Here is a 17,424-nt window from a genome sequence, read left to right as displayed (position 1 = left end):
GCCGCTCGGGGCCGCGGGAGCGCTCGCGTACGCGTTGCTGGGGGAGGTGGCGGGGGAGCCCACGCGGCACGGGGTGCTGCAGGTCGTCGCGGTCACCGTCGCGGGCGCGCTCGTCGGGTGCGTACCGCACGTGGCCCGGGGGAGGGGGCCCACCCTCGATCACATGGCGCGGCGGGTGCTGACGGTCGCCTTCGCCGCCGTCTGCTTCCAACCGCTTTACAACCAGGGCAAGTTGGCGGAGTGGTTCGGCGGCGGCGCGTACTACGCCCTGCTCATCGCCGGACTGCTCGTGCTCACCGCGCTGTGCGACGCCGTGCTCGCCGCCGCCATGGCCAGGGCCAGGACCCGGTGGCCGTTCGGCCCGCTGCTGCGCGACGAGCTGCGGGCCATGCTCGGGATCGGCTCCGCGGTGTGCGCGACCGGCGCGGTCATGGCGCTCGCCGTCGCCGTCGCCGGGCTGTGGGCGCTGCCCGTGATCAGTCTGCCGCTGCTCCTCACCCAGCTGGCCTTCCGCCGGTACTCCGCGGTGAAGGAGACCTACCGCCAGACCATCGCCTCGCTGGCCCGGGCCACCGAGATCGCCGGGTACACCCCGCACGGGCACGCCCACCGGGTGGCGGCGCTGAGCCGTGCCATAGGGCGTGACCTGGGGCTCTCGGGTCCCGACCTGACCGTTCTGGAGTACGCGGCCCTGATGCACGACATCGGGCAGCTGTCGCTGGTCGACCCCGTGATGGAAGGCGCCACCGCGGCGCTGCCGCCGGCCCAGCAGCGGCGGATAGCGCTCCTCGGCGGCGCCGTCGTCCGGCAGACCGGCGTGGACGCCCGGATCGCCGTGGTGGTCGAGCGGCAGGCCGATCCGTACCGTGAACAGCCCCTCACCGCCCGGATTGTGCGGACAGCGAACGCGTACGACGAGATGGCCAGGGAACAGGGCCCTCAGGGGCCGCTGGCGGCCTTGGAACGGCTGCGTCTGGCCACGGGCCACGAGTACCAGCCGGAGGTCGTGGAAGCCCTGGCCAGAGTGGTGTCGCACCCCGGTCTGAGCCTAGGGTCGGCTGGGTAACCCATGGGTAATGAGCGGGCGTCCGACCGTACGTGGTTGGATGCGAATGAAGGCAGGAAACGCAGAGAACGCGCGGCGTCCGGGGGCGCAGGCCTCGAGCATCGGCAGGCGGGAATCGTGAGGATCTTCGGCAAGGGACGGCACCGGCCCTCCGCCTCCTGGCGGCAGGCCACGGATCGTGCGTTCACGCTGATCGGCGACGGTCGCTACGAGGACGCGGGAGCGCTGCTCACCCGCGCCGCCGACCTGGAGCCGTGGCTGTCCGAGTCCTGGTTCAACCTCGCGCTGCTGCACAAGTTCCGGCACGACTGGGAGCAGGCCAGGACGGCCGGGCTGCGGGCCGTCGCGCTGCTCGACCGGGAGACCGGCGCTCCCGACTGGTGGAACGTGGGGATCGCCGCCACCGCGCTGCAGGACTGGCCGCTGGCGCGGCGGGCCTGGCAGGCGTACGGGCTGAAGGTGCCGGGCGGCGCCGCCGCCGCCGGTGAGCCGACCGGGATGGACCTGGGCAGCGCCGCCGTGCGGCTGTCGCCGGAGGGCGAGGCGGAGGTCGTGTGGGGCCGCAGGCTCGATCCGGCGCGCATCGAGGTGCTGTCCATTCCGCTGCCGTCGTCCGGGCGGCGCTGGGGCGAGGTCGTACTGCACGACGGGGTGCCGCACGGGGAGCGGACGACCGCGGCCGGGCACTCGTACCCCGTCTTCGACGAGATCGAGCTGTGGGCGCCGTCGCCGGTGCCGACGTGGGTGGTGCTGCTGGAGGCCGCCACCGAGGCCGACCGGGACGCGCTGGAGCGGCTGGCCGCCGACGCCGGGTTCGCCGCGGAGGACTGGTCGTCGTCGGTGCGGCTGCTGTGCCGGATGTGTTCGGAGTCGCGGATGCCGTCCGACGAGGGCGACGGTGAGCACCTCGATCCGCACGACCACAGCGAGCCGGGGCATCCCGGCCCGCTGGGGCACCGGACCGACGGGCAGTTGTGGGTGCCGGAGCGGGAGTGCGGGGTGGCCGCGCCGGCTTCGCTGGTCCGTGGGCTGCTCGACGGGTGGGTCGCGGACTCGCCGGACTCACGGGACTGGCGGGATCTCGAAGAGGTCTGCTGAGGTGTGCCGTCGTCCGCGGGCCGTCGGGGGTCGCTCGCGCTCCGCGGCTCAGCCGCCGATCGTTACGGCCCCGCGCCCCTGACGGGGCGGCCCCCACCTCCCCGTACCCTTGTGGACGTAATCGTTTCCCTAGGAAGGCTTACCCCGGTCATGGCCCAGCAGGACACCGATCAGCAGCACTCCGGCGTGCTCCCCGTGGACGACGAGGGCTTCGTCATCGACACGGAGGACTGTGAGGCACGGGAGGCGGCGTACCGCGAGCGGGGCACGTCGCGGCCCATCACCGTGGTCGGCAACCCCGTCCTGCACAAGGAGTGCAAGGACGTGACCGCCTTCGACGACGAGCTCGCCGCGCTCGTCGACGACATGTTCGCCAGTCAGCGCACCGCCGAGGGCGTCGGTCTCGCCGCCAACCAGATCGGTGTGGACCTCAAGGTCTTCGTGTACGACTGCCCGGACGACGAGGGCGTGCGCCACACCGGCGTCGTCTGCAACCCGGTCCTCCAGGAGCTGCCCGCCGACCAGCGCCGCCTCGACGACTCGAACGAGGGCTGCCTGTCGGTGCCGACCGCGTACGCCGAACTCGCCCGCCCCGACTACGCGGTGGTCACCGGCAAGGACGAGAAGGGCAACGCGATCACCGTGCGCGGCACCGGCTACTTCGCCCGCTGCCTGCAGCACGAGACGGACCACCTGTACGGCTACCTGTACATCGACCGGCTGTCGAAGCGTGAGCGCAAGAACGCGCTGAAGCAGATGGAGGAAGGGACCCCGCGCTACCCCGTGGTCCCCAACGACTGAGGCCTTCAGGCCTGTTGGTCCCCGAGCGGCGTCTGGTACGGATGATTCCGGCCAGGCGCCGCTCTCTCGTGCGCCCACAGACGCTCGCGGAACATCCGTCGACACCCCGCACACCCGCACACACCCGCGTACGCCCGCGTGTGCGAACAGGACCGGCCGCCGGAGATCCATATTCGGTCATGTAAGGGGACGAATCCGGTGACGAGGGGTAGTGAGGGGAGCAAATCCGTTCCCAGAACGGTCAGTTGTAGTGCTGAATAGAAAGCGCGGGGATACGCAACGGCGCGCGCCCGGCACTGCGGGAGGGGCGTACGCCTTCAGGCGGCAGAGAGGGGTTTGTTCGTGCCTGCCTATCCACAGACAGCGGTCCCACCGGCGCTGGCGCTTCCGGTGATCGAGGACGCGTTTCCTCGTAATCTGCACCCGTATTGGCCAAAGCTTCAGGAGAAGACCCGCTCCTGGCTGCTCGAAAAACGGCTCATGCCCGCCGACAAGGTGGAGAAATATGCCGATGGCCTGTGCTACACCGACCTCATGGCGGGCTACTACATTGGTGCCCCCAACGACGTGCTGGCCGCGATATGCGACTACAGCGCGTGGTTCTTCGTCTGGGACGACCGCCACGACCGCGACGTGATCCACGGAAGGACGGCGAGCTGGCGGCGGCTCGCCGTCCAGCTGCACGCGGCCACCGAGGCCCCACAGCTTCACCTGGACCACAGGGACCCGCTGGTCGCGGGCTTCGCGGACAGTCTCGAGCGGCTCTACGGGTCGCTGAGCCGGACGTGGAACGCCCGGTTCGCCCGCCACTTCCACGTGGTGATCGACGCGTACGACCAGGAGTTCCGCAACCGAATGACGGGAACGGTCCCGTCCGTCGACGAGTACATCGCTCTGCGCCGGAATACATTCGCGCACTGGATCTGGCTCGACCTGTTGGAGCCGACCGCGCAGCACGAACTCCCCACATGGGTGCGGAAGAACGAGGCATTCACGCGTGCGGCGCTCGCCTGCCAGGATTTCGCCGCCTGGTACAACGACCTCTGCTCGCTTCCGAAAGAACTCGCGGGAGAGGAACTGCACAACCTCGGGATCAGCCTCATCAAACACGAAGGGCTTTCCCTTCAGGAGGCGATCGCAGAAGTGCGGAGGAGGGTCGAGGGAACCATCACCGATTTCCTCGAGGCGGAGATCGAGGTCGAGCGTATCGCGGCCGCGACCGAGAATATCGGACCGCACGGGAAGGAACTCGCGGACGCCATCAGGTCGTGCATGTCGAATATGCGGAACTGGTTCAGTTCCGTGTACTGGTTCCATCACGAATCGGGGCGGTACGCGGTGGACAGCTGGGACGATCGCGCCACTCCGCCGTACATCACCGACACCGAACCGACGGAACAGACGGATCAAGTAGGTGAGTGCGCATGACCGTCGAGTCCACGCTGCCGGCCCCCGCGCCGAGCACCGGCCCGGAGCAGCCGCCGCCCGCCCCCGGTGGCGCGCCGCTCCTCGGCCACGCCTGGAACCTGCTGCGCGACCCGCTGGGCTTCCTGACGGAGCTGCGCGACGGCGGCGACGTCGTCCGGCTGAAGCTGGGCCCGAAGACGGCCTACGCGGTGTGCGACCCGGAGCTGGTCGCCACGCTCCTCAAGAGCCCGGACTTCCTGGTCGGCGGGCCGCTGTGGGAGACCATGGGCGTCCTGCTGGGCAAGGGGGTGGCGACCAGCAACGGGCCGCTGCACCGGCGCCAGCGCCGGGCGATCCAGCCCGCGTTCAGGATGGACCGGATCCACGAGTACGCGGTCGTGATGGAGGACGAGGCGCGCGCGATGGCCGCGCGCTGGAGCGACGGGCAGACGGTCGACATCGGCGCCGAGGTGTTCCGCACCGCGACCCGGATCGTGGCGCGTTCCGTGCTCCAGGTCGAGTCGATCGACGAGCGGGCGGACCGGCTGAGCGCGGCACTGCACACGGTGTTCGAGGGTCTGTACCGGCGGATGATCCTGTCCTTCGGGCCGCTGTACCGGATGCCGCTGCCGGCCAATCGGCGATTCGAGAACGCGCTGGCCGATTTGCATCGGCTGGTCGACGAGATCATCGCGGAGCGAAGGGCCGCGGCGGCTTCAATGGCCCCGGGAAGCAATCCGGACGACCTCCTCGCGGCTTTGCTCGACGACCGCGACGAGAATGGTGAAACGGTCAACGAGCAGGAGGTGCACGACCAAGTCGTCTCGCTCGTCGTGGCGGGAGCCGAGAATGTGGCGAAGACGCTGACGTGGACGTTCCAGCTTCTCGCCGAACACCCCGAGCACGAAAGCCGGTTGAGCGAGGAGCTCGAATCCGTCACGCGTGGCCGGCCGGTCGCTTTCGGTGACATCAAAGAACTCGCATATATGCGGAATCTCATCACCGAGTCGATGCGGATACGGCCCGCCGTCTGGATATTGACGCGGCTCGCCGCCGTCGACACGACGCTCGGCGGGTATCGCATTCCGGCCGGGTCGGACATCGTCTACAGCCCGCTGGCCATGCAGCGCGACCCGCGCGCGTTCCACGACCACCTGGCGTTCGACCCCGACCGCTGGCTGCCCGAGCGCGCCGCGGACGTCACGCCCGCGGCGCACGCGCCGTTCAGCGTCGGCAACCGCAAGTGCCCAGGAGACCACTTCAGCATGGCGGAACTGTCCCTGGTCCTGGGGGCGGTCGTGCAGAAGTGGCGGGTGACGCCGGCCGCCGGTGCGGACGGCACGCCCCGGATCGGGATCACGCTGCAGCCCCGGCAGGCGCTGATCAGGGTGGAGGCCCGCACCTAGAGCCCTAGCCCGCGAGCCGGACTCGGAAGGTCCTTCTGAAGGCGTTGGGCGTCGTGCCCAGCGCCTTCATGAACTGGTGCCGCATCGCCGCCGCGTTGCCGAACCCCGCGCGGAACGCGATCGCGTCGACCGTCTCGTCGGTGCCCTCCAGCAACGCCTGGGCCAGCAGCACCCGTTGGCGCAGCAGCCAGCGGTACGGGGTGGTGCCCGTCTCCTGCTGGAAGCGGCGCGCGAAGGTGCGCGGGGACATGTGGGCACGCGCCGCGAGCTCCTCCACGGTCACCGGCGCGTCCAGGTTCCGCTCCATCCAGGTCAGCACCTCGCCCACCGTGTCGCAGCGGGAGACGGGCAGCGGGCGCTCCACGTACTGCGCCTGGCCGCCGTCGCGGTGCGGTGGGACGACCATCCGGCGGGCGATCGCGTTGGCCACCTCGGAGCCGTGCTCGGTGCGGACGATGTGCAGGCAGGCGTCGATGCCCGCGGCCGTGCCGGCGGAGGTGATGACCGGGCCCTCGTCGACGTACAGCACGTCCGGGTCGACCCGGGTGCGCGGGAACTGGACGGCCAGCTCCCGGGCGTAGCGCCAGTGGACCGCGCAGCGGCGCCCGTCGAGCAGTCCGGCCGCGCCGAGCACGAACACCCCCGCGCACAGGCTGAGCACGCGCGCGCCCCGGTCGACCGCCTGCCGCAGCGCGTCGAGCAGCTCCGGCGGGTACTGGTCGAACCGGCGCCCGGCCGAGGGGATCGCGATGAGGTCGGCCTCCGCGAGCCGCTCCAGGCCGTGCGGGGTGGAGATCGTCATGCCGGGGACGTGCGTGGTCAGGGTCGGACCTTCGGCGGAGACCGTCGCGAAGTCGTACACGGGGAGCCCGGCGTCGCTCCGGTCGAGGCCGAACACCTCGCAGACGACGCCGAGTTCGAAGGGGTGCACGCCGTCGAGCAGCACCGCGGCCACGTTCGTCAATGTCGCTGCCTTCTGCATGCCGTCCAGTGTGCCGCAGAGTTGGCAGTAATTCGAGGGTCAGTGACGGTCCTGCCACTGCCCGGGCGGTCCGTGCGGCGCGACAGTAGAGGCATGAACACAGCGATGAACTACCTCACCGTCCTCGTCGTCTTCCTCCTCCTCGCCGCCCCGTCCCTGTACGGGATGGCGCACGACCGCCGCATCGACCGCGAGATCGCGAAGGCGCGGCGCGAGGCCGAGGAGACCTCCCGCCGCGCCGGGTTCGCCAAGGCGGCCTAGTACACCGGAACGCCTCAGAACTCCTCGTCGAAGCCGACCGAACCCTCGACCGCGACCTGGTAGGCCGAGGGGCGGCGCTCGAAGAAGTTGGTCAGCTCCTGGACGCCCTGCAGCTCCATGAAGGAGAAGGGGTTCTCCGAGCCGTAGACGGGCGCGAAGCCGAGGCGCTGCAGGCGCTGGTCGGCGACGCACTCCAGGTACTGCCGCATGGACTCGGTGTTCATGCCCGGCAGGCCGTCACCGCACAGGTCGCGGCCGAACTGCAGCTCCGCCTCGACCGCCTCCCGCAGCATGGCGGTGACCTGCTGCTCCAGTTCGTCGTCGAACAGGTCCGGCTCCTCCTTGCGGACCGTGTCGACCACGTCGAAGGCGAAGCTCATGTGCATCGTCTCGTCGCGGAACACCCAGTTGGTGCCGGTGGCGAGCCCGTGCAGCAGGCCGCGCGAGCGGAACCAGTAGACGTAGGCGAACGCCCCGTAGAAGAACAGCCCCTCGATGCACGCCGCGAAGCAGATCAGGTTGAGCAGGAAGCGGCGGCGGTCCGCCTTGGACTCCAGGCGGTCCATCTGCTCGACCGAGTCCATCCACTTGAAGCAGAACTCGGCCTTCTCGCGGATCGACGGGATGTTCTCCACCGCCGCGAACGCCGCCGACCGGTCCTCCGGGTCGGGCAGGTAGGTGTCGAGCAGCGTCAGATAGAACTGGACGTGCACGGCCTCCTCGAACAGCTGACGGCTCAAGTAGAGCCGCGCCTCGGGGGAGTTGATGTGCTTGTAGAGCGTCAGCACCAGGTTGTTGGCGACGATCGAGTCGCCCGTCGCGAAGAACGCGACCAGACGGCCGATCATGTGCTGCTCGCCCGGCGACAGCTTGGCGAGGTCGGCGACGTCCGAGTGGAGGTCGACCTCCTCCACCGTCCAGGTGTTCTTGATCGCGTCCCGGTAGCGCTCGTAGAAGTCCGGGTAGCGCATGGGCCGCAGGGTCAGTTCGAAGCCCGGGTCGAGCAAGTTCTTCTCAGGAGTGGTCGTCATTACTGGCAGGCCTCGCAGGACTCGGGGTTTTCCAGGGAGCAGGCGACCGCGTCGGCCTCGGACGCCGTCTGTACGGGGACGGTGGCGCGGGCCGCGGCGCGGGCGATGCGCGTCGCGGGGCGCGAGCGCAGGTAGTACGTCGTCTTCAGGCCCGACTTCCAGGCGTACGCGTACATCGAGGAGAGCTTGCCGATGGTCGGCGTCTCCATGAACAGGTTCAGGGACTGGGCCTGGTCGAGGAACGGGGTGCGGGCCGCCGCCATGTCGATGAGGCCGCGCTGCGGGATCTCCCACGCCGTGCGGTACAGGGCGCGCACCTCCTCGGGCACCCAGGTGAAGCCCTGCACCGAGCCGTTGGACTCGCGCAGCGCCTCCCGGGTCTGCGCGTCCCAGACACCGAGCGCCTTGAGCTCCGCCACCAGGTACGAGTTCACCTGGAGGAACTCGCCCGACAGCGTCTCGCGCTTGAAGAGGTTGGAGACCTGCGGCTCGATGCACTCGTAGACGCCCGCGATGGACGCGATGGTGGCCGTCGGCGCGATGGCGAGGAGCAGCGAGTTGCGCATGCCGGTCGAGGCGATGCGCTCGCGCAGCGCGGCCCAGCGCTCCGGCCAGGTGAACTCGACGCCGTAGTGGTCCGGGTGCAGCACGCCGCGCGCGGTACGGGTCTTCTCCCAGGCCGGGAGCGGGCCGTTGCGCTCGGCGAGGTCGGCGGACGCCTCGTACGCGGCGAGCATGATGCGCTCCTGGATCCGCGTGGAGAGCGCCTTGGCCTCGGGGGAGTCGAACGGGAGCCGCAGCTTGAACAGGACGTCCTGCAACCCCATCGCGCCCAGGCCCACCGGACGCCAGCGGGCGTTGGAACGGCCCGCCTGCTCGGTCGGGTAGAAGTTGATGTCGACGACCCGGTCGAGGAACGTGACGGCCGTGCGGACGGTCTCGTCGAGCCGCTCCCAGTCGATGTCCGAACCGTCGACGAACGCGCCGAGGTTGACCGACCCCAGGTTGCAGACGGCCGTCTCCCCGTCGTCCGTCACCTCCAGGATCTCGGTGCACAGGTTCGAGGAGTGGACCGTGTGGCCGGGCTCCGCCGTCTGGTTGGCGGTGCGGTTGGCGGCGTCCTTGAAGGTCAGCCAGCCGTTGCCGGTCTGCGCGAGGGTGCGCATCATGCGGCCGTACAGGTCCCGGGCGGGGATGGTCTTCTGGGCCTTGCCGTCCGCCTCGGCCTTCTTGTATGCGGCGTCGAACTCCGCGCCCCACAGGTCGACCAGCTCGGGCACGTCGGCCGGCGAGAACAGCGACCACGGCGCGTCCGCGTTCACCCGGCGCATGAACTCGTCCGGGATCCAGTGCGCCAGGTTCAGGTTGTGGGTGCGGCGCGCGTCCTCACCGGTGTTGTCGCGCAGCTCCAGGAACTCCTCGATGTCGGAGTGCCACGTCTCCAGGTAGACGGCGGCCGCGCCCTTGCGGCGGCCGCCCTGGTTCACGGCGGCGACCGAGGCGTCCAGCGTCTTGAGGAACGGCACGATGCCGTTGGAGTGCCCGTTCGTGCCGCGGATCAGCGAACCACGGCTGCGGATGCGGGAGTACGAGAGGCCGATGCCGCCCGCGTGCTTCGACAGCCGGGCCACCTGGTGGTAGCGGTCGTAGATCGAGTCGAGCTCGTCCAGCGGGGAGTCGAGCAGGTAGCAGCTCGACATCTGCGGGTGCCGGGTGCCGGAGTTGAAGAGCGTGGGGGAGGACGGCAGGTAGTCGAGCCGGCTCATCAGGCCGTACAGCGCGGCGACCTCGTCCAGGGCGCGGGCCGAATCGTCCTCGGCCAGGCCCGCGGCGACGCGCAGCATGAAGTGCTGCGGGGTCTCGACGACGTGCCGGGTGATCGGGTGGCGCAGCAGGTAGCGGCTGTGCAGGGTGCGCAGCCCGAAGTAGCCGAAGCGGTCGTCGGCGGCCGGGTCGATCAGGGCGTCGAGCCGGGCGGCGTGCACGCGGACGAAATCGGCGGTGCGGTCCGCGATCAGGCCCTCGCGGTGGCCGACCGCGACCGACTCCGTGAAGGACGTGACGCCCTGCGAGGCGGCCTCGGCGGCGATGGAGAGGGTGAGCAGGCGCGCGGCGAGCCGGGAGTACGCGGGGTCCTCGGAGATCAGCCCGGCCGCGGCCTCGGTGGCGAGTTCGCGCAGCTCGGCCTCGTCGGCGCGGGCACTGCGGCCGCGCAGCGCGGCGGCGGCGACCCGGCCGGGGTCGGCGTCGGGGAGGTCGGCGGTCAGCTCGGTCAGGGTGCGCAGCAGCGCGGTACCCGGAGCGTCTTCCGGTGCGGCTGAGACCGGTTCGGCGGGCGGCGCGATGGTCACGTGGAGGCTCTCCCTCGCTCGGCTCGGGGCCTGCGGGGAGGAGTGGCTCGGGCGCGCACACGGCGGCGCCGTCGTCACCGGCCCATTCCGCGAGGCCCGGACGTCGTCGACACCCGGACCGGACGGCTCGGGCGTACCGTCGACAGGTCCTCGGACTCACGCAGGCGCTTTGCGCGCTTACGTTCACCGTTGCGGGACAGTTCCGGATTTGCACCGGATTCCCCTGTGGCGACAGCGAGAGCGAGCATACATGTTGTGCCGGGCGCGTGCCGCATGCCCAGATGTTGTGTCGGCGCGCGCCGGGCGGTGGGGCCGCCCGACGCGCCGCGTGACCTCAGACGCCGGTGGCCGGCTGCTTCAGGATCGTGTTCACGAAGTCCTCGGTGAAGTTGCGCGCGCCGGTGCCGAGGGCGACCCGGCCGCGGTGCGCCGTGCGGGCGCTCACCAGGGGCGACTCCTGGTAGTAGGCGCGCGGGTAGTCGGCGTCGTAGGGGATGAACACCGTCTTGCCGCGGGTGAGTTCGGAGGCGCACTCCACGACGACCGTGCCGTCGGCCGCGGTCACGAACGACTCGTCGGCGCAGACCCCCACGGCGAGCGGGTCGTGCAGCGGGGAGCCGTTGGCCTCCTGGTACGCGTGCAGGTAGAAGCGCATCAGACGGGCCGACAGCGCCATGCCGTCACCCGCCGCCTCCAGCGTGGCCAGCTCCTCGGTCCCGAACCGCCAGCCGTGCGTCGCGTCGAGCCCGACCATCGTGTACGTGATGCCCGACGACACGACCAGATCCACCGCGTCCGGGTCCGCCCACGCGTTGAACTCGGCGACCGGCGTGATGTTCCCCGGCACCTCGGCGGCCCCGCCCATGAAGACGAGCCGCTTCACCCGCGCCGCGAAGCCCGGGTCCTCGGTCAGGGCGAGCGCCACATTGGTGAGCGGCCCCGTCGCGCACACCGTCAGCTCGCCCTCGTACTCCCGCGAGAGCCTGAGCAGTGCCTGCGCCGACGGCTCGGTCTGCTCGGCCGCGGTCGAGTCCGGCAGTCGCACGTCGCCCAGGCCCGCGTCGCCGTGGAACTCGCCGGCCGCGGAGTACGGCAGCCGGGTCAGCGGGCGGCCCGCGCCCCGGTGCACCGGGACGTCGGCGTCGATGCCGAAGGCGCGGGCCAGCGCCCGGCCGTTGCGGTAGGTCTGCTCGGCGGGGACGTTGCCGCCGACGGTCGTGTAGGCCTTGAGGTCCCACAGCCCGGTGCCGAGCAGGTACTGGAGGGCGACGGCGTCGTCGATGCCGGGGTCGCTGTCGAGGACGATGGGCGCGGTCGGCCGCGGCGAGAGGGACAAGGTTCCTCCAGGGTTGGTGGTCACGGGACACCGTAAAGGGACGAGCCCCCCTCCGGCCTGGAGGGGGGCTCGTCCCGGTGCGCGGGGCGGACGGCGGGGATCAGTGTCCGGCGCCGGCTCCCACGGAGGGCAGCTCGACCTGTACGCCCTTGTCGCCCGCGTCGGCGGTGTAGTCCTCGGGCGACGTCTCGTCGACGCCCTCCGGGGCCTTCACGGCCTTCAGGACGAAGGTGAGGACGACGGTGACGACGACGTTCAGGACGAACGCGGTGAGGCCGATGTAGCCGATCTCGCCGATGCCCGGGATCTCCTTCGACGAGCCGCCGAAGTGCTTCTGCGTCGGCGAGGCCACCCCGTACGCGGCGAACGTGCCGTACACCATGCCGACCGCCCAGCCGGCGAGCAGCGCCCAGCGGTGGAACCAGCGGGTGAACAGGCCGCCGACCAGGGCCGGGAAGGTCTGCAGGATCCAGATGCCGCCGAGCAGCTGGAAGTTGATGGCGACCGTCTTGTCCATGGTCAGGACGAAGGCGAGGGCGCCGACCTTCACGAGCAGCGAGACCAGCTTGGAGACCTTGGTCTCCTGGGCGGGCGTCGCGTCGGGCTTGATGAAGTCCTTGTAGATGTTGCGGGTGAAGAGGTTCGCCGCGGCGATGGACATGATGGCGGCCGGCACCAGGGCGCCGATGCCGATCGCGGCGAACGCCACGCCCGTGAACCAGTCGGGGAACATGTCCTCGAACAGCTGCGGGATCGCCAGCTGGCCGTTCTGCACCTTCACGCCGGCCGCGATCGCCATGAACCCGAGCAGCGCGAGCAGGCCGAGCATCAGCGAGTACAGCGGCAGGATCGTGGTGTTACGGCGGATGACCTCACGGCTCTTCGACGACAGGGTCGCCGTGATCGAGTGCGGGTACATGAAGAGCGCGAGCGCCGAGCCGAGCGCGAGCGTCGCGTAGGTCCAGGTGCCCGTCGAGCCGGGTGCGAGCGCTCCCACCGGCTTGTCGGTCGCGGGGTTGATCTGCGAGAACTTCTCCCCGGCCGAGGCGAAGATGTCGTCGAAGCCGCCCAGCTTGATCGGGATGTAGATGATGGCGACCGCGATGACGATGTAGATCAGCGTGTCCTTGACGAACGCGATCAGCGCGGGGGCCCGCAGACCCGACGAGTACGTGTACGCGGCCAGCACGCCGAAGGCGATCAGCAGCGGCAGGTCCTTGACGAACCAGTTGGTGCCCTCGCCGCCGCCGACGCCCATCACGTCGAGGACGGCCTGGATGCCGACGAGCTGGAGCGCGATGTACGGCATCGTGGCGAGGATGCCGGTGACGGCGACCGCGAGCGAGAGGCCCTTGGAGCCGAAGCGGCCGCGCACGAAGTCGGACGTCGTCACGTACCCGTGCTTGTGCGAGACCGACCACAGGCGGGGCAGGAACGTGAAGATCAGCGGGTACACGAGGATCGTGTAGGGCACCGCGAAGAAGCCGGAGGCGCCGGCCGCGTAGATCGCCGCCGGGACGGCGACGAAGGTGTACGCGGTGTAGAGGTCGCCGCCGAGCAGGAACCAGGTGATCCAGGTGCCGAACGAGCGGCCGCCCAGGCCCCATTCGTCGAGCGAGTCGGTCTCGGACCTGCGCCAGCGAGCGGCGAGGAAGCCCATGACCGTGACGGCCACGAAGAAGAGTATGAAGACGGTGAGTGCGACACCGTTGACGCCGTTGTTCACGCCTGGCTCCCAGCGGACTTACGGCCGCGCTGGTCACGCTGCCACAGCTTGTACGCGATCATCGTGAGCGCGGTCGAGATGAGCACCCAGAGCATCTGGTACCAGTAGAAGAACGGGATCCCGATGAAGTCCGGGTCGACCTTCGCGTACGAACTCACCCAGAGCATCGCGACGAACGGTGCGACAAGGCAGAGTGCAATGATCACGCGGACCGGCGTGATCACCGGTTGTTTCACTTCAGGCGCATCGGACATTTCGCGGCTCCGTCCCCTCGCTGGTCACGCTTATCTCGTGTTTAACGTGCGGGAAATCTAAGCGAGAGTCTTGATCTATGGAACCCCGGTCCGGATAACGGACGGGTCGCGATTCGCACACGCCCCTAGCAACAGCGGAACCCCTGCCGTGGATCCTTCTCCTGCCGGTCCGTCCGCATGCGTTCGAACTCCCGGCGCGAGGGCACGGAGGCGCCCGGATGCCGGTCGCGGGCGTGCGTGACGTACCGCTCGTACGCCGTCTCGTCCGTCAGCTCCCGGATGTACCAGCGCACGTGCCTAGCCGCCCGGAGCAGTGCCGACACCCGCATCGCGCGCCTCCTCCTTCTCCCGCCGGCTCGGGACCAGCCCGGCCGGTGCCACCAGCGTGGACTCCACGTACGGCGCCTCGCTGAGCCGCGACGACCCCGGGTGGCGGACGTGCCGGAGGCAGACCCGGGCCGCGTCCGCGATGACCACGACGACGAGCAGGGCGAGCGCGGCCGAAAGGACGCCGTCCACCGTGGAGTTGGTGACGACGGTGTGCATGTCGTCCATGTTCTTGGCGGGCGGCAGCACCTTCCCGGCGTCGATCGCGTCCTGGTAGTTCGAGCGCTGCTGGAAGAAGCCCACCCGCGGGTCGGAGGAGAACACCTTCTGCCAGCTCGCGGTCAGCGTCACCGTGGCGTCCCAGGCGAGCGGGATCCCGGTGATCCAGGCCCACTTGAGGCGCCCGGACTTCACCAGCAGCGTCGTGCAGACGGCCAGGGCGACGGCGGCGAGCAGCTGGTTGGCGATGCCGAAGATCGGGAAGAGCTGGTTGATCCCGCCGAGCGGCTCGTGCACGCCGACCCACAGGAAGTAGCCCCAGAGCCCGACCACGACACCGCTGGTGAGGACGAGCCCGGGCTTCCAGCTCACGTTCCTGAACGGCTTGTGGACGTTGCCCAGCATGTCCTGGAGCATGAAGCGCCCCACCCGGGTCCCGGCGTCGAGCGCGGTGAGGATGAACAGCGCCTCGAACATGATCGCGAAGTGGTACCAGAAGGCGCGCAGACCGCCCCCGGTGACCTTCGAGAAGATCTCGGAGACGCCGACGGCGAGCGTCGGCGCGCCGCCCGTGCGCGACAACAGGGTGGATTCCTCGACGCGTTCGGCCGCCCGCGCCAGGTCGTCGGGGGAGATCGAGTAGCCGAGCTGGGCGACGGCGTGCGACGCGGACTGGACGCTGTCGCCGATGACCCCGGCGGGCGCGTTCATCGCGAAGTAGAGGCCGGGGTCGATGATCGAGGCGGCGACCAGCGCCATCACGGCCACGGACGACTCCATGAGCATGGAGCCGTAGCCGATCATCCGGATCTGGGTCTCCTTCTGGATCATCTTCGGGGTCGTCCCCGACGAGATGAGCGCGTGGAAGCCGGAGAGCGCGCCGCAGGCGATGGTGATGAAGACGAAGGGGAACAGGGAGCCCGCGAAGACCGGTCCGTCCCCGCGCGTGGCGAAGTCGGTGACCGGGTCCATCTTCAGCGTCGGCAGCGCCACCACGACGCCGATCGCGAGCAGGGCGATGGTGCCGAGCTTCATGAACGTCGACAGGTAGTCGCGCGGCGCGAGCAGCATCCACACGGGCAGCACCGACGCGACGAACCCGTACGCGATCATCCAGATGACCAGCGTCGACGGCGCGAGCGTGAAGGTGTCGGCCCAGGACGACTCGGCGACCCAGCGGCCCGCGACCAGCGAGAGCAGCAGCAGCCCGACGCCGATCAGGGACACCTCGCTCACCCGGCCGGGGCGCAGCACCCGCAGGTAGACGCCCATGAACAGGGCGATCGGGATCGTCATCGCGATGGAGAAGGTGCCCCAGGGCGAGGCGGCGAGCGCGTTCACGATCACCAGGGCGAGCACCCCGAGCAGGATGATCATGATGGCGAAGGCGGCGAGCAGGGCCGCGGCCCCGCCGAACGGGCCGATCTCGTCGCGCGCCATCTGGCCGAGCGAGCGGCCGTCCCGCCGGGTCGAGAAGAACAGCACGACCATGTCCTGGACGGCACCCGCGAAGATGACGCCGACGATGATCCAGATCGTGCCCGGCAGGTACCCCATCTGCGCGGCGAGCACCGGCCCGACCAGCGGTCCGGCGCCGGCGATGGCGGCGAAGTGGTGGCCGAGCAGCACCCGCCGGTCGGTCGGGTGGAAGTCCATGCCGTCGTTCAGCCGCTCGGCGGGCGTGGCCCGCTTCGCGTCGACCTTCAGGACCTTGTACGCGATGAACTTGGCGTAGAAGCGGTAGGCGATGGCGTACGACCCGAGGGCGGCGGCCACCATCCACGCGGCGGAGACCTCCTCACCGCGGGAGAGCGCGAGCACGGACCAGCCGGCCGCGCCGACGAGCCCGACGACGGTCCACAGGATGATGGTGCGCGGAGTTGTTGTACGCACGGGTGCGTCCTCCCGTCCATGCGGTGACGGGAGGACCGTAGGGCAGAAATGTGATGTGCGCTACACCGCGAACGGGCTTGGTGCTACGGCGAGTTGGGTCGTCGTCGGTCCATCGGCCGCTGCACCGTGCCCCTCTCAGTCCATCGGCCGCTTCAGTCGCGCGACGAACTTGTAGCGGTCGCCGCGGTAGACCGAGCGGACCCACTCCACCGGCTGGCCCGAGCCGTCGATCGAGTGGCGGGAGAGCATCAGCATGGGCAGGCCCACGTCGGTGCCGAGCAGGCCGGCCTCGCGCGGCGTGGCCAGGGAGGTCTCGATGGTCTCCTCGGCCTCGGCGAGGTGGACGTCGTAGACCTCGGCCAACGCCGTGTAGAGCGAGGTGTACTTGACCAGGCTGCGGCGCAGCGCCGGGAAGCGCTTGGCCGAAAGGTGCGTGGTCTCGATCGCCATCGGCTCGCCGCTCGCGAGGCGCAGCCGCTCGATGCGCAGGACGCGCCCGCCCGCGGTGATGTCGAGCAGCCCGGCGAGGGTGTCGTCGGCGGTGACGTACCCGATGTCGAGCAGCTGCGAGGTCGGCTCCAGGCCCTGCGCCCGCATGTCCTCGGTGTACGAGGTGAGTTGGAGCGCCTGCGACACCTTCGGCTTGGCGACGAACGTGCCCTTGCCCTGGATCCGCTCCAGGCGGCCCTCGACGACGAGCTCCTGGAGGGCCTGGCGGACCGTGGTGCGGGAGGTGTCGAACTCGGCGGCGAGGGTGCGCTCCGGCGGCACCGGCGTGCCCGGCGGCAGCGTCTCCGTCATGTCGAGCAGGTGCTTCTTCAGGCGGTAGTACTTGGGCACGCGTGCGGTACGGACGGGCGCCCCGCTCTCGTTCTCCGCACTGCTGACGTCGGTGCTCATGCTCCGCCTTCCCGGCTCCGGTGCCGAAGCGACCGACGTACCCATCGGCCACGGCTCACATCGTGGCACGGCTCGCTCCGCGGGTCCCCTCTTGAGCACCCGCACGCTCCGTGATCCCTCCTTATACCGTCCGGTGACCGTCTGGTCTAGTCCACGCCGCCGGGCGAGTGGGAGCGGGCCCAACACCCGTGCCCCGGCGGGCGGGTGTCGTTCCGATAACGGACGCACGGTCCTTTCTCGGCCACCCTTGACACGTCTATTGGTCTGGGCCAAGCTCCCGGTACTGGTCTACACCATTAGTGACCAGGTCCCAGTCCCACCAGCCGTCACCACGTACGTCTCCACGTGCGTGGGCGCGTACTCGCC

15 protein-coding genes and 1 riboswitch are annotated in these 17,424 nt (G+C 70.0%); of the genes, 6 read left to right on the top strand and 9 right to left on the bottom strand.

Translation table 11 applies throughout. The features are described 5' to 3' along the window. The 5 genes from M4J07_RS15130 to M4J07_RS15110 form a co-directional block, all read left to right on the top strand. The coding region (locus tag M4J07_RS15130; protein ID WP_255972026.1) for an HD-GYP domain-containing protein at positions 1 to 1,066 on the top strand (1,066 nt) is incomplete at its 5' end. Between the two features lie 117 nt (positions 1,067 to 1,183). Further along, complete coding sequence (locus M4J07_RS15125; protein ID WP_255972024.1) at positions 1,184 to 2,164, top strand: tetratricopeptide repeat protein; 981 nt, start codon at positions 1,184 to 1,186, stop codon at positions 2,162 to 2,164. Between the two features lie 150 nt (positions 2,165 to 2,314). After that, the gene (gene def / locus M4J07_RS15120) at positions 2,315 to 2,965 is read left to right on the top strand and encodes a peptide deformylase (protein ID WP_255972022.1); all 651 of its coding nucleotides are present in this window, start codon (positions 2,315 to 2,317) and stop codon (positions 2,963 to 2,965) included. A gap of 342 nt (positions 2,966 to 3,307) precedes the next feature. After that, positions 3,308 to 4,393 carry a terpene synthase family protein gene (locus M4J07_RS15115; protein WP_374215042.1) on the top strand — a complete coding sequence of 362 codons (1,086 nt, stop codon included), beginning with the start codon at positions 3,308 to 3,310 and terminating at the stop codon, positions 4,391 to 4,393. Further along, entirely contained in the window at positions 4,390 to 5,778 is a 1,389-nt protein-coding gene (locus M4J07_RS15110; RefSeq protein WP_255972021.1) for a bifunctional albaflavenone monooxygenase/terpene synthase, read from the top strand. Before M4J07_RS15115 ends, M4J07_RS15110 begins: the two co-directional genes overlap by 4 nt. Positions 5,779 to 5,782: 4 nt before the next feature. On the opposite strand, the gene M4J07_RS15105 is transcribed toward M4J07_RS15110, so the two are convergent. Further along, a complete protein-coding gene (locus tag M4J07_RS15105; protein ID WP_255972019.1) occupies positions 5,783 to 6,760 on the bottom strand; it encodes a GlxA family transcriptional regulator in 978 nt (325 codons plus the stop codon). A 93-nt stretch (positions 6,761 to 6,853) separates the two neighbouring features. Here M4J07_RS15105 and M4J07_RS15100 point away from each other — a divergent pair, with 93 nt between their 5' ends. Then, positions 6,854 to 7,021, top strand: coding sequence for a hypothetical protein (locus tag M4J07_RS15100; RefSeq protein WP_255972017.1), 168 nt, complete (start codon positions 6,854 to 6,856; stop codon positions 7,019 to 7,021). Positions 7,022 to 7,035: 14 nt separating this feature from the next. Here M4J07_RS15100 and M4J07_RS15095 read toward each other — a convergent pair whose 3' ends face one another. From M4J07_RS15095 to M4J07_RS15060, 8 genes are all read right to left on the bottom strand, one after another. Beyond that, positions 7,036 to 8,052 (bottom strand): ribonucleotide-diphosphate reductase subunit beta, encoded by a 1,017-nt coding sequence (locus M4J07_RS15095; RefSeq protein ID WP_255972015.1) that lies wholly within the window; start codon positions 8,050 to 8,052, stop codon positions 7,036 to 7,038. Then, positions 8,052 to 10,403, bottom strand: a complete 2,352-nt coding sequence (locus M4J07_RS15090; RefSeq protein WP_255972013.1) for a ribonucleoside-diphosphate reductase subunit alpha — start codon at positions 10,401 to 10,403, stop codon at positions 8,052 to 8,054. Before M4J07_RS15090 ends, M4J07_RS15095 begins: the two co-directional genes overlap by 1 nt. A gap of 124 nt (positions 10,404 to 10,527) precedes the next feature. After that, positions 10,528 to 10,657: riboswitch (cobalamin riboswitch) on the bottom strand. An 80-nt stretch (positions 10,658 to 10,737) separates the two neighbouring features. Then, on the bottom strand, positions 10,738 to 11,763 hold the full coding sequence (locus M4J07_RS15085; protein WP_255972011.1) for a nucleoside hydrolase: 1,026 nt from the start codon (positions 11,761 to 11,763) through the stop codon (positions 10,738 to 10,740). A gap of 76 nt (positions 11,764 to 11,839) precedes the next feature. Further along, positions 11,840 to 13,465 (bottom strand): monocarboxylate uptake permease MctP, encoded by a 1,626-nt coding sequence (mctP, locus tag M4J07_RS15080; RefSeq protein ID WP_255972009.1) that lies wholly within the window; start codon positions 13,463 to 13,465, stop codon positions 11,840 to 11,842. After that, positions 13,462 to 13,719, bottom strand: coding sequence for a DUF3311 domain-containing protein (locus tag M4J07_RS15075; protein WP_255972007.1), 258 nt, complete (start codon positions 13,717 to 13,719; stop codon positions 13,462 to 13,464). Before M4J07_RS15075 ends, mctP begins: the two co-directional genes overlap by 4 nt. A 125-nt stretch (positions 13,720 to 13,844) precedes the next feature. Then, positions 13,845 to 14,042, bottom strand: a complete 198-nt coding sequence (locus tag M4J07_RS15070) for a YbdD/YjiX family protein (RefSeq protein WP_374215044.1) — start codon at positions 14,040 to 14,042, stop codon at positions 13,845 to 13,847. Further along, the gene (locus M4J07_RS15065; RefSeq protein WP_255972003.1) at positions 14,017 to 16,158 is read right to left on the bottom strand and encodes a carbon starvation CstA family protein; all 2,142 of its coding nucleotides are present in this window, start codon (positions 16,156 to 16,158) and stop codon (positions 14,017 to 14,019) included. Before M4J07_RS15065 ends, M4J07_RS15070 begins: the two co-directional genes overlap by 26 nt. A gap of 135 nt (positions 16,159 to 16,293) precedes the next feature. After that, positions 16,294 to 17,058 (bottom strand): GntR family transcriptional regulator, encoded by a 765-nt coding sequence (locus tag M4J07_RS15060; protein WP_018535186.1) that lies wholly within the window; start codon positions 17,056 to 17,058, stop codon positions 16,294 to 16,296. Positions 17,059 to 17,424: the final 366 nt, after the last annotated feature.

This window comes from Streptomyces longispororuber, from assembly GCF_024448165.1.
Classification (GTDB): domain Bacteria; phylum Actinomycetota; class Actinomycetes; order Streptomycetales; family Streptomycetaceae; genus Streptomyces; species Streptomyces longispororuber_A.
Note: the sequence above shows the minus strand (reverse complement) of the source record. Positions and strands in the feature narration are given on the sequence as shown.

Excerpts from the sequence above, each read along its gene's own strand:
- def (WP_255972022.1), top strand. The coding sequence starts at position 2,315 with ATGGCCCAGCAGGACACCGATCAGCAGCACTCCGGCGTGCTCCCCGTG.
- M4J07_RS15095 (WP_255972015.1), bottom strand. The coding sequence starts at position 8,052 with ATGACGACCACTCCTGAGAAGAACTTGCTCGACCCGGGCTTCGAACTG.
- M4J07_RS15105 (WP_255972019.1), bottom strand. The coding sequence starts at position 6,760 with ATGCAGAAGGCAGCGACATTGACGAACGTGGCCGCGGTGCTGCTCGAC.
- M4J07_RS15075 (WP_255972007.1), bottom strand. The coding sequence starts at position 13,719 with ATGTCCGATGCGCCTGAAGTGAAACAACCGGTGATCACGCCGGTCCGC.
- M4J07_RS15100 (WP_255972017.1), top strand. The coding sequence starts at position 6,854 with ATGAACACAGCGATGAACTACCTCACCGTCCTCGTCGTCTTCCTCCTC.
- M4J07_RS15110 (WP_255972021.1), top strand. The coding sequence starts at position 4,390 with ATGACCGTCGAGTCCACGCTGCCGGCCCCCGCGCCGAGCACCGGCCCG.
- M4J07_RS15060 (WP_018535186.1), bottom strand. The coding sequence starts at position 17,058 with ATGAGCACCGACGTCAGCAGTGCGGAGAACGAGAGCGGGGCGCCCGTC.